The sequence below is a fragment of the Archangium sp. genome, from assembly GCF_036389735.1.
Classification (GTDB): Bacteria; Myxococcota; Myxococcia; order Myxococcales; family Myxococcaceae; genus Archangium.
In genome coordinates, this window is record NZ_DASVWK010000964.1 from 1 (window position 1) to 12,260 (window position 12,260).

The 12,260-nt window shown below is 70.5% G+C and carries 9 protein-coding genes; 3 read left to right on the forward strand and 6 right to left on the reverse strand.

The window, feature by feature from the left end:
* From VF794_RS34300 to VF794_RS34325, 6 genes are all read right to left on the reverse strand, one after another.
* The coding region (locus VF794_RS34300; RefSeq protein ID WP_331117337.1) for an ATP-binding protein at nt 1–443 on the reverse strand (443 nt) is incomplete at its 3' end.
* Nucleotides 444–465: 22 nt separating this feature from the next.
* The gene (locus tag VF794_RS34305; RefSeq protein WP_331117338.1) at nt 466–1,260 is read right to left on the reverse strand and encodes a hypothetical protein; all 795 of its coding nucleotides are present in this window, start codon (nt 1,258–1,260) and stop codon (nt 466–468) included.
* Between the two features lie 9 nt (nt 1,261–1,269).
* Nucleotides 1,270–3,312, reverse strand: a complete 2,043-nt coding sequence (locus tag VF794_RS34310) for a BTAD domain-containing putative transcriptional regulator (RefSeq protein ID WP_331117339.1) — start codon at nt 3,310–3,312, stop codon at nt 1,270–1,272.
* 65 nt (nt 3,313–3,377) lie between these two features.
* The gene (locus VF794_RS34315; RefSeq protein WP_331117340.1) at nt 3,378–4,550 is read right to left on the reverse strand and encodes an acyl-CoA dehydrogenase family protein; all 1,173 of its coding nucleotides are present in this window, start codon (nt 4,548–4,550) and stop codon (nt 3,378–3,380) included.
* 96 nt (nt 4,551–4,646) lie between these two features.
* Nucleotides 4,647–7,316, reverse strand: coding sequence for an ABC transporter permease (locus tag VF794_RS34320; protein ID WP_331117341.1), 2,670 nt, complete (start codon nt 7,314–7,316; stop codon nt 4,647–4,649).
* An 8-nt stretch (nt 7,317–7,324) separates the two neighbouring features.
* The gene (locus VF794_RS34325) at nt 7,325–7,657 is read right to left on the reverse strand and encodes a PadR family transcriptional regulator (RefSeq protein WP_331117342.1); all 333 of its coding nucleotides are present in this window, start codon (nt 7,655–7,657) and stop codon (nt 7,325–7,327) included.
* 122 nt (nt 7,658–7,779) lie between these two features.
* Here VF794_RS34325 and VF794_RS34330 point away from each other — a divergent pair, with 122 nt between their 5' ends.
* The 3 genes from VF794_RS34330 to VF794_RS34340 all read left to right on the forward strand — a co-directional run.
* Nucleotides 7,780–8,607: a polyphosphate kinase 2 family protein gene (locus VF794_RS34330; RefSeq protein WP_331117343.1), complete on the forward strand. Its 828-nt coding sequence runs from the start codon at nt 7,780–7,782 to the stop codon at nt 8,605–8,607.
* Nucleotides 8,608–8,616: 9 nt separating this feature from the next.
* Nucleotides 8,617–10,146 (forward strand): glycosyltransferase family 39 protein, encoded by a 1,530-nt coding sequence (locus VF794_RS34335; RefSeq protein WP_331117344.1) that lies wholly within the window; start codon nt 8,617–8,619, stop codon nt 10,144–10,146.
* A 391-nt stretch (nt 10,147–10,537) separates the two neighbouring features.
* Nucleotides 10,538–12,260 (forward strand): PAS domain-containing sensor histidine kinase (locus VF794_RS34340; RefSeq protein ID WP_331117345.1); only part of this gene is annotated, 1,723 nt, incomplete at its 3' end.

The window sequence follows — 12,260 nt, forward strand, 5'->3', positions numbered from 1 at the left end:
TTCCTCACGTGAAAACCGCCCTCGGGGTCGAGCCGCACGTGGAACAATTCATCGAAGCCCTCGGCGTACGAGGGCCACCGCAGGTTCCTGCTCGTGATGTGGAGCGCCTTGTCCCCCACTCGCGCCCGTCCCACCCGCCTCGCGTTGCGCGCGAGACACGCCTCCAGGTCCGACTCGAAGGCGTAGCCCACCACCCGCGCCCCGTGCTCCCGCCCGATGGCGATGAGCGGCTCTCGGTCCTCCACGCGCGGGTTGGTGTTGTCCACCACCACCGGGCGCCCCTCGGCCAGCGCCTGGGCGATGAGCCTCCGCTGCCGCGCCTCGCGCTTGCGGGCGTTGGGCCACAAGTCCTTGCTCACGTGGACGTGCGTGGCCGCGAAGCGCTCCCGGTAGAAGCTGCTCTTTCCCGAGCCCTGCAGTCCGATGAAGAGGACGAGTTCCATGACCGCCAGGGCCCTGACGTCCCTATCCCCGGGCTCGCGGCTCCACCGGCCGGCCAATGAGCAGGTGGATGTGGAGGGGCCCCGCGCGCACCCGGTCGATCTCCCATTGATAGTCGCCGTCGCCGAGCCCCTCGGTGAGGGCCTTCATCTCCTCCACCGAGTACACGCGCAGGCACGAGACGAGACCATCGAAGACGACCACGAACGGGATGAGCGGCAGGAGGTAGGTGAAGACGAACCGGTCGAGCCGCCAGGGCCGCATGAGCGGCGTGGAGAGCAGGACGTTGAGGGGCGCCAGCGCCGTGATGAGGAGCGTCCCCGGGGAGCGCTCCACCAGCTCGAAGATGGCGATGCCCCGGCGTTTGGCGACGGCATCGGCCAGGACATTCCTCGCCACCTCGGGGGGCAGGTGGTGGAAGGAGTTGCACATCAACCGGAAGCCCTCCAGCTCCGCGGGAACGGCGGTGGCATCCACCGGCGTGGAGAGGAAGTCGATGCGCCCACCGCTCTCCGCCTTCACGTGCTCGAAGTGGGCGAGGTCCGGGTACAGGTCGCTCAGCGTCGCCTGGGCGGGGTAGTGCTCCCGCTCCTCGAGCAAGCGCAGGATGGGACGCACCGGCCCCGAGCCCCCCGAGGCCAGATCCAGGATGCGGCGCTCGCCCATGGCCTCCATGGCCCCCTTCAGGCGCCGCACCAGCTCGCGGTAGGGCGCCTCGTAGATCTGGGCGACGAAGGCGAGGTAGTCGGTGACACCGCGACGCAGGACAGCGGGGAGCCAGGGCTGATCTTCGAGCTCGAAGAGGTGGAGGCGGGACATGGAGGGAGCTTAACAGCCCACCGGGGGAATCCGCGCCCGCACCCGCGCCGCTTCCTCGCGCTCGCCAGCGGTCTCCAGGAGCGAGGCGGCACGCGCGTAGTTGGTGGCCGCTTCGGCCCGGCGCAGGTGGGCCTCGTCCATCCGCGCCGCGGACAGCAGGAAGGGCACGGCACGCCGGGACTCGCCCCCCTCCAACCAGTGCTGCGCGAGGGTGGCCGGAGCCGACTGTCTGCGCTCCAGCTGCTGCGCCAGGCGTCGGTGCAACAGGGCTTTCAACGCGGCGGGAATCGAGCCTCGCACCGCCTCCAGCACGAGGTCGTGCGTGAAGCGCTCGCCCCGGAGAATCTGCGCCGCCTCCAGCTCGCGCAGCGGCTCGGCGAAGGAAAGGGGGCTCACCTCCAGCACCTCACCGGCCAGCTCCAGGTTGAACTCCGTCAACGCCAGCGCCGCCACCTGGGCCAGTTGCAACGCCAGCGAGGACAGCCGCTCCAGGCGCTGCTGGATGAGCTGACGCACCCGCCCCGGTGGGGGCAGCCGCTCCGGCCACCCCCGCTCCAGACTCCCCGACTCCATCAGGTGCTTGAGCGTCTCGGTGATGAAGAGCGGGTTGCCGCCCGTGTAGCGCGTCAGCTCCCCCGCCAGCGCCGTGGCTCCCGGCAGGGCGAGGCTGCCCAGCAGCTCTCCCACCGACTCCGGCGGCAGCGGCTCCAGGTACATGTACGTCGCCAACCCCGCCTGCTCCAGCCGCTTCGTGATGGTGGAGGCCTCGGGGGTGAGCTCGCCCAGGCGGCAGCAGTCGATGATGACGGGGAAGTCGCCGGTCTCGTGGAAGCGGGCATGGGCATAGGCCCCCACCTCCAGGCTGGCGGCGTCGGCGAACTGGAGGTCATCGGTGACGAAGGAGGCCAGGCCCTCGGTGCAGCGGCGGAACACCTCGCTGAGGGCGTCCAGGTAGCGGACCCGGTCCCCCTCGTCACGCAGCGGGAGGAAGTCCTCCCCAGGCTCGGCGCACTCGGGGAGGATGCGCGCCAGCTCCCGGCGGATCCACGGCTCCAGGCCCCGGCGCACCGCGGGCTGCTCGGCGAACATCCGCCGCACGTTCCGCACGAACAGCGAGTACGGCACCCCCGTGTCCCCAGGGCGCGCCGAGAACACGGTGTAGCGCCCCTTGGAGGCCGCGAAGTCCAGCGCGAGCCGCGTCTTGCCCACGCCCGGCTCGGCCAGCAGCAGCATGAGGCGCCGTGACCGCCACGCCTCCTCCATCTGCTCCCACTCCCGCGCGCGGCCCACCAGCACCGGCGGGCGGAGCACGGACAGTGGCAGGCTCCGTCCGGGTTTGTCGGCGACGAGGGGCCGCACCAGCCCGCGCTCCACGTCCCGGACCAGCGCGAGCGTGTCCGGGTGGGGTGCCGCGTCGTACTCCTCCCGCAGCATCTTCCGGCAGCGCTCGAAGAGGCCCAGCGACGCCATCCGGTCCCCCGCCAGGTAGTGCAGCCGCATCAGCCGCCGGTAGGCCTCCTCGGAGAGCGGATCCAACCCGAGCAACCGCTCGGCGAACTGAAGCGCCCGGGCGAGGTCCCCCCGCTGCTCGTGGGCGTCCGCCTCGGCGCTGGCGGCACGGCGCCGCAGGGCCTCGAGTTGCATGCGGGCCCGGAGCAGCCACGCCTCGAACTCCGGGCAGTCGTCGAAGTCCAGGGTGCCCAGCAGCGAGCCCGCGAGCGCGAGCGCCTGCGCGTGCCGCCCGGCGAAGACGTGGGCCTCCAGCTCCACCGCGTCGGTGGCCACGCGCTCGGACAGGGAGACCACGTCTCCACCGAGCACCAGGTCCGCCCCGATGGCAACCCGGAGCCGGCGCAGAAGCTGGCGCATGTTGTTGCGCGCCGTGTCCTCGCCGGAGCCGGGCCACAGCAGGCCCGCCAGCTTGTACTTGGGCGTGGGCCCCTCCAGCGCGAGCCAGGCCAGCACGGCCGCCACCCGGCGCTGCAACTCCAGGGGCTCGGCCAGCCCCAGAAGCCGCGCGCCCCCGAGCACCTCCAACCTCCAGTCCGCCACGACGTCATCCCCCCAACGCCGCCCGGCGGAGCAGCCGAGGGCCCTTGGGGACGCGCATGCCCCCCTCAGGTCCAGAATCCCGTCGGCTGCCCGAGGAGTGAGGCCCCGGCCTGGCCAAACCACCCCTCAGCGGCAGCCGCATGCTGCCTGAAGGTGTGGATGTCACGGAAGCGTCTCTGCAACGGTGAGCCGTCCCGGAGCGAGTGGGCCCCCCCCGCCTGGTAGCAGGTTCCCACTACGCCGGCCGCCGTCTCCGTCACCCAGGCCAGGGTGGAGGAGAGACGCGGAGCGATCTTCGCCGCCGTGGCGGGGTCGTTCACGCAGGCGACCCAGAGCTCGTCGGAAGCCTCGCGCAGGAGCGCCCGGGCCGCCCGCAGGTCCATGTCGATGTGGCCGAGCTTGAGCTGGAAGATGGGGGACTCGGCCAGCGAGGTGCGGGCATACAGCCGCCGCTTGCCCGTGGAGGCGAGCTTCACCAGGTCATCCACCGCGCCCTGGGCGATGCCCAGCACCACCGCCGCCATGTGGAGCACGAAGTGCGCCAGCGGCGCGACGAAGCCCGCCCCCGGCACGCTGGACTGGCCGAGGAAGATGTCGAAGGAGTCCTCCTCGGGGCAGAAGGCGCCCTCCACGGTGATGTCATGGCTGCCCGTGCCCCTCAGGCCGAGCACGTTCCAGGTGTCGATGATGCGCACGTCACTGGCCCGGAAGAGCATGCCCCGCATCCGCGGCGTGCCCTCGGTGACCCCGGGGAGCGGCTGGCCGTCCTTCAGGACGACGCAGTTGCCGAACAGCCAGTCCGCGTGCTCGCAGCCGGTGGCGAAACCCCAGCGTCCGGTGACGCGATAGCCCCCCTGCTCCACCACGGCCTGCCCCTGGGCATTGAAGGCCCCTCCCACGATGACGTCCGGCCCGCCCGAGTAGATGGCATCGAAGCGCTCGCGCGACAGGAGCGCGAAGAGGTGCGGGCTCTCCGAGCCGAGCATCGTCGTCCAGCCGGTGGAGCCGTCCACCCGGGCGAGCGTCTCCAGGACCTCGATGCCGGTGCGCAGGTCCACCTCGAGGCCCCCGTGACTCCGGGGCAGGAACATCCGGAAGAAGCCCGCCTGCTTGAGCTGGGCGAGCAGGTCCGCCGGCAGCCGCCGCCCCGACTCGATCTCCACGGCCCGGGCGGCAATCACCGGGGCCAGGTCACGTGCCGCCTCCAGCAACTTCGTCGCTCCTACGTTCTTCGTCATGCGTCACCCCTGGTTGTGGGCGCGGGAGTCCCCCTGGGTCGCCCTTCGACAGGAGTCCTACCGCCAGGGGTGTGACGAGGCCGTGACGGCGCCTGCCTACTCTCCGCGCAGGGTGATGGCCGGGTCCACGCGCATGGCACGCCGGGCGGGCACGAGGCAGGCCACCAGCGCCACGCCCAGCAGCAGCACCACCACCGCGGCGAAGGTGAGCGGGTCATGCGCCGTCACGCCGTACAGGAGGCTCGCCATCACCCGTGCCAGGGCGAGCGCGCCGAGGACGCCCAGTGCGATGCCCAGGCCGGCGAGCTTCATGCCGCTGCGCAACACCATCCGCAGCACCTCCGGGGGCCGCGCGCCGAGCGCCAGCCGGACACCAATCTCCCGCTGCCGCTGGCTCACCGTATAGGCGAGCACGCCGTAGATGCCCACCGCGCCGAGCCCCAGGGACAGGGCCGCGAAGAGGCCGAGCAGCGCCGCGATGAGCTTCGGGCGCGCCACCGCCTCGCCCACCACTTCCTCGAGCGTGGTGATGCGGATGATGGACTGGGAGGGGTTCACCGACCAGAGGGCCTGACGCACCGAGGTGGCGAGCCCCAGGGAGGCGCCGCCCTGGCCGCGCACGATGAGGTCGACATGGCCGCGCCCGTTGTGGAGCACGTGGATGTAGGCCATGGGCTCGGCGGGCTCGGACAGGCTGCGCTGGCGCACGTCGCCCACCACGCCCACGATGGGTGCCTGCCTGTTGCCGTACTGGAGCATCCTGCCCACCGCGTCCTCACCGGGGAAGAACCGGCGGGCGAAGGACTGGCTCACCACGAGCACGAAGGGAGCCTCGCCCGAGTCCGTGTCGGCGAAGGCGCGGCCCTGCAGCAGGGGAATTCCCATGGCGCGGAAGTAGTCGGTGCTCACGTGCAGGAAGTTCGCGCGCGGCGCATCCGCGGGGTTCGCCAGCGGCTGGCCGGTGATCACCACGGGCTGCGACTCGCCCACGTTTTCCAGGGGAAGGTGCTTCGCCGTGGCGGCCACCTGCACGCCGGGCACCGCGCGCACCCGCTCCAACACCTCGCGCAGGTACTGGGGAAGAAGCGGGCCACGGTGGGCCTCGGGCACGGAGAAGCTCACCACCACCGCGCCCTCGGGACGGAAACCCGGATCCACCGAGAGTAGCGACGCCAGGCTGCGCACGGCCAGTCCCGCCCCGGCCGCCAGCACCACGGCGAGCGCCACCTCGGTCACCACCAGCGCGCCGCGCAGCCGCGCCCCACCTCCGCCGGTCAGCCCACGCCCCGAGGCCTTGAGCACCGGAGCAAGCTGGGGCGAGCCCGCGCGCAGCGCTGGCAACAGCCCGAAGAGCACTCCCGTGAAGAGCGTGGCCGCCGACGCGAAGGCCAGCACCGCTCCGTCCACGCGCACCTCCTGGAGGCGCGGAAGCTGCTTCGAGGAGAGCGCCGCCAGCGCGTCGGTGCCCCACACCGCCAGCCCCACGCCGAGCGCCCCGCCCAGCACCGCCAGCACGAGGCTCTCGGTGAGCAACTGGCCCACCAGCCGTAGGGGCCCCGCGCCCAGGGCCGCGCGTACCGCCAGCTCGCGCTCGCGCACGGAGGAGCGGGCCAGCAGCAGGTTGGCCACGTTGACGCAGGCGATGAGCAGCAGGAAGCCCACCGCGCCGAGCAGCACCAGCAGCCCCACCCGGACATCACCGGTGACGGCCTCGTGCAGCGGGAGCACCGTGGCCGCGTTGGACTGGAAGTTGCTGGCCGGGTACTCCTCCGCGAGCTGCCGGGCCACCCCGTTCATCTCCGTGCGCGCCGCCTCCAGGGTCACTCCCGGCTTGAGCCGCGCCACCACGGACTGCCAGCGATTCTGGCGCACGCGAGGGATGCCGCTCTCACCGATATGGGACGTGGTGAGCCACACGTCCACGCGCTCGGAGGGAAAGGTGAAGCCGGGGGGCATCACGCCCACCACCGTGTGCGGCACCCCACCGAGCGTGAGGGAGCGGCCGAGGATGGCGCGCTCGCCCCCGAAGCGCCGCTGCCAGAAGCCATGGCTGATCACCACCACCGCGTCGCGACCGGGTTGGTGCTCGTCGGCCTGGAGCGTGCGCCCGAGCTGGGGATTCACCCCGAGCGTGGAGAAGAAACCGTCCTCGACGTAGGTGGTGGGCAGCCGCTCGGGCTCGCCCTCGCCACTCAGGTCCACCCCCGTCATCCCCTCCGCGTAATACCAGGCCCCCATGTCGTCGAAGGAGCGCTGGCGGGCCTTCCAGTCCAGGTAGTCCACCGAGGACACGGCGCCCTTCAGATCGCTCTGCGCGGGGCTCGCCTGCCAGATCCGCACCAGCCGCTCCGGCTCGTGGAAGGGCAGCGGCCGCAGCAGCACGCCGCGCACCACGCTGAAGATGGAGGTGGTGGCGCCGATGCCCAACGCCAGGGTGAGCACCGCCACCAGCGTGAAGCCCGGACTGTGCCACAGCGTGCGCACCGCGTACCGTACGTCCTGCACCAGCGCTTCCCACAACCGGCTCCGCTTCATCTCCCGCTCCCTCTCGTGACCGATGCGGACGCACTCCTCGCGCACGCCGGCCACGTCTCCGAACTCGCGCTCGGCGGCCGCGCGCGCCTCGGCGGGCGACAGTCCCCGCCGCTCCAGCGTCTCGGCACGCATCTCCAGGTGGAATCGCAGCTCCTCGTCCACGTCCTGCTCCACCGCGCGCGGACGGATGACGAGCCTCAACAGGCGTTTGAAACCAGGGTTGCCACGCATGGGAGCCCTCAGGCCGCTTCCAACACGCGGGTGACGGCCGCCGCGTAGCGCTTCCACGCCTGCGTCTCGGCCCGCAGGTGCGCACGGCCCGCCGAGGTGAGCCGGTAAAACTTCGCCCGCCGGTTGTTCTCCGACACGCCCCACTCCGCCTCCAGCAGGCCCCGCTTCTCCAGCCGGTGCAGCGCCGGGTAGAGCGCCCCCTCCTCCACCTTCAGCTCCTGCCCGCTCCGCTCGAGCACCAGCTCCGCCACCGCGTACCCGTGCAGCGGGCCCCACGACAGGCTCTTGAGAATCAGCACGTCCAACGTGCCCTGAAGCAACTCCAACGCGCTGTCCGCCATGCGGCTCCCTCCCCTAAAACGTTGAGGGGAGTCTCGCGCCCTCTCCCCTAAGGTGTCAAGGGGAGCACGGGTTGTCAGGCCTGGGTCCCCATGGGAACCTGCCCGCTCTCAGGGAGGGGACCATGGACATCATCACCTTCGACAAGACGAACGAGCAGGTCCGGCTGGGCGACATCTCCGAAGCGCCGCCCAAGGGCCTGGACCGGAACGAGGCCAAGAAGGAGCTGGAGATCCTCGGCGAGGAGCTGTTCGACCTCCAGGATTTGCTGTGGGGCGCACGCCAGAACGCCGTGCTCATCGTGCTCCAGGGCCGCGACACCGCCGGGAAGGACGGGGTCATCAAGCACGTGGCGGGCTTCCTCAACCCCCGGGGCGTCAACGTCACCTCCTTCGGCGTCCCCAGCGAGGAGGAGCGGGAGCACGACTTCCTCTGGCGCATCCACCGCCGCGCGCCGCGCAAGGGCGAGCTCTCCATCTTCAACCGCTCCCACTACGAGGACGTGCTCGTCGTGCGCGTGCACGACCTGGTCCCCGAGTCCCTCTGGAAGGAGCGCTACGGACACATCCGCGACTTCGAGGAGCTGCTCGTGGAGCACGGCACCATCGTCCTCAAGTTCTTCCTCCACATCAGCCGAGAGGAGCAGGAGAAGCGCCTCCTCGAGCGCGAGCAGGAGCCGCGCAAGGCGTGGAAGATCAACGCCGGGGACTGGGAGGACCGGGAGCACTGGGACGACTACACGGTGGCCTACGAGGAGGCCCTCTCGCGCACGGCGACGAAGCGGGCCCCGTGGACCATCGTGCCCGCGGACTCCAAGTGGTACCGCAACCTCGTGGTGGCACGCACCCTCGTCGAGGCGCTCCGGCCCTACCGCGGGGACTGGCAGAAGCGGCTCGACGAGGTGGGCGTGCGCAAGAAGGCGGACCTCGCGGCCTGGCGCAAGGGCAGGTAGGACCACCCCATGCGCCCGGAAGCCGCCACCGCCGCCCGTGTCCCGCCCCTGCTCCTGCCCGGGCTCGCGCTCGCCACGGCGGCGCTGCACCTGCTCTTCGCCCACCGCTACGGCTACTTCCGGGACGAGCTCTACTTCATCGCCTGCGGGCAGCGGCTCGACTGGGGCTACGTGGACCAGCCGCCCCTCATCGCCGTGGCCACCCGGCTGGCCACGACGCTCTTCGGCCACTCCCTGACTGGCTTCCGCCTGCTGCCCGCGCTCGCCGCCGCGGGCCTCGTGGCTCTCACCGGCTACCTCGTGCGACGCCTCGGCGGCGGGGGCTTCGCCGTGGGGCTCGCCGCCCTGCCCACCGCGCTCGCTCCCCTCTTCCTCTTCGAGGGCCATACCCTCACGATGAACTCCTTCGAGCCCCTCCTCTGGACGGGCTGTGCCGCCCTGCTCGTCCTGTTGATACAGACGGAGCGGCACCGCCTGTGGCTCGTCCTGGGCGCGCTCGTCGGCGTGGGCCTGCTCAACAAGTACTCCATGGGCTTCTTCGCCGCGTGCCTCGGGCTCGGCGTCCTCCTCACGCCCACGCGCCGGCTGCTGGCCAGTCGCTGGCTCGTCCTCGGCGTGCTGCTCGCCTGTGCGCTCGTGCTGCCCAACCTCCTCTGGCAGCACCACCACGGCTGGCCCATGCTCGAGCTGCTTCGCAACGGCCAGCTCTACAAGAACATGCCCTTCCAGCTCGGTGCGTTCGTCCGCGGGCAGCTCTTCATGTTGCACCCGCTCTCCATGCCCCTGTCCCTCACCGGGCTCGGCTTCTTCCTGTGGGCCCCCGCTGGCCGGCCCTACCGCGCCCTCGGCCTCACCTACGTCTTCCTCTTCGGCCTGCTCGTGTACCTGCGCGCCAAGGACTACTACCTGGCCCCCGCCTACCCGATGCTGTTCGCCGCGGGGGCGGTGGTCGCCGAGCGCCTCATCTCGCGCCCGGTGTGGCGCGTCCTGGTGCTCGTCCCAGGCGTGGCGGGCTTCGCCGCCCTCGCGCCACTGACGCTGCCCGTGCTCCCCGTGGACACCTTCCTCGCGTACCAGCGGGCCCTGGGCCTGGAAGCGCCCCGTCACGAGCAACACGCGTATGGCGCCCTGCCCCAGCACTACGCGGACCAGCACGGCTGGGAGGAGCTCGTCTCGGCGGTGGCCGGGGTGTACCAACGCCTGCCCCCGGAGACGCGGGCTCGCACCGCCCTCTTCGCGCAGAATTACGGCGAGGCCGGCGCGCTCGACTGGCTCGGCCGCACTCAGGGGCTGCCCCCGGTGCGCTCGGGCCACAACCACTACTTCCTCTGGGGACCCGGCGAGGAGCCCGAGCACCTCCTCGTGGTGGGCGGGGACTTCGAGGATCTCCAGCCGCTGTGCCAGCACGCCGAGCTCGCCGGCCGCGTAGCGTCCAACCCCTACGTGATGCCCTACGAGAACAACCTGCCGCTCTACCTGTGCTCGGGGCTGAAGGTGCCACTGGCCACGCTCTGGCCGAGCCTGAAGCACTACGAGTAGGCGACACTCCGCGGTGCCGGCAGCAGGGTTGGCCGACCGACAGGGCGGACGACAGCAGCGGCGCTCACTCGCCTGGCCGAGGTACGATTCGGAAGAAGGGCCTCGCGCGTGGCGTTGTTGGGACATCAAAAAGCTTCACGGATAGCTCTCCCCTCCCTTCCCGCAGCGACGTAGCCGTCGCGTGCGGATGCCCGTATTGGCGCACCAGCTCGTAAGCAGCCGTTGTACACATGGCATCGCCCCGAATTGGCCCTTGTTCCAGGCGGCTCCGGAGCCAAGAACTTCACCATGCACGAACCTCACCCCCTGCCTGGCAACATCTTCGACCCGCGCCTTGAGCGCAGTGGCTGCGGCGTGCTCCTCGACTCCGCGCAGAGCCGAGGGAGGCGACATGCGTGACCAGAACTCCTCGGCCGTCCTGGACTTCACGGCACTTCAAGAAGAGCGAGCCAAAATGCTCCTCGACAACATCGCGGACTACGCCATCTTCATGCTCGATCCCACCGGGCATGTGAAGACCTGGAACATGGGCGCGCAGCGGATCAACGGCTACACCCCAGGGGAGATCCTGGGACGGCACTTCTCCCTCTTCTACCCTCCCGCGGAGATCGTCGCCGGCAAGTGCGAGCGCGAGCTGCGGTGCGCCACGTCCGAGGGCCGCTTCGAAGAGGAGGGCTGGCGTGTCCGCAAGAACGGCGAGCTTTACTGGGCCAGCGTGGTCCTCACCCCCATGCGCGACTCCACGGGCAAGCTGGTGGGGTTCGCCAAGATCACGCGGGATCTCACCGAGCGCCGCAAGACCGAGGAGCAGCTCCGGCAGAGCGAGGAGCGCTTCCGGTTGCTGGTCTCGAGCATCAAGGACTACGCCATCTTCATGTTGGACCCTGAAGGGCGGGTGAGGAGCTGGAACCCCGGTGCCCAACGCATCAAGGGCTACCAGCCCGAGGAGATCATCGGGCAACCCTTCACCCGCTTCTACACGGAGGAGGATTTGGCCCAGGGCAAGCCCTGGGATCTGCTGCGCGAGGCCACCGAGAACGGCCACGTCGAAGCCGAGGGCTGGCGCGTCCGCAAGGACGGCTCCCTCTTCTGGGCGATCGTGGACATCACCGCCGTGCGCGACGGGGAAGGCAAGCTGCGGGGCTTCGCCAAGATCACGCGGGATCTCACCGAGCGCCGCAAGACCGAGGAGATGGTCCGGCGCAGCGAGGAGCGCTTCCGGCTGCTGGTCTCGAGCATCAAGGACTACGCCATCTTCATGTTGGACCCCGACGGGCACGTGGTGACGTGGAACAACGGAGCGGCCCGCCTCAAGGGCTACTCGGCGAAGGAGATTGTCGGCGAGCACTTCTCGCGCTTCTACCCACCCGAGGACCTGGCGAACAACAAGCCCGCCATGGAGCTCGAGGTCACCAGGCGGGACGGTCGCTTCGAGGATGAAGGATGGCGCCTGCGCAAGGACGGCACGCTCTTCTGGGCCAACGTGGTCATCACCGCGATGTATGGCCCGACCGGCACGCTCCTGGGGTTCTCGAAGGTGACTCGCGACCTCAGCGAACGGAAGCGGGCGGAGGAGGATCGCCTCCGACTCGCCCAGATCCAGGAGTCGGTCCGGCTGCGCGACGAGTTCCTCGCCATCGCCGCGCACGAGTTGAAGACGCCGCTCACGGCGCTCCAGCTCCAGCTCCAGAGCGTGAAGGCGACCGTGGCTTCCTTCGAACCGAAGGTCGCCACCATGATTGGACGCGCGCTTCGCAGCACCGGGCGACTGGGGGACCTCGTCGAGACGCTGCTCGATGTCTCTCGGATCTCCACCGGTCGGCTCACCCTCCACCCGGAGCGGTTCGAGCTGATCGCCACGGTGAAGGACCTCACCGAGCGCCTCCGCGAGGCGGCGGCCCAGGCCGGCTGTCCGCTCCTGGTCCAGGATGCAGGGCCCATCGAGGGAACGTGGGATCGCCTCCGCATCGAGCAGGTGGTCACCAACCTGCTGTCCAATGCATTCAAATACGCGGCCGGATACCCCGTCGAGGTCTCGATGGGGAGGGAGGGGTCCGAGGCGATCCTCGTCATCACCGACAGGGGGCCCGGCCTGCCGGAGAAGGACATGCATC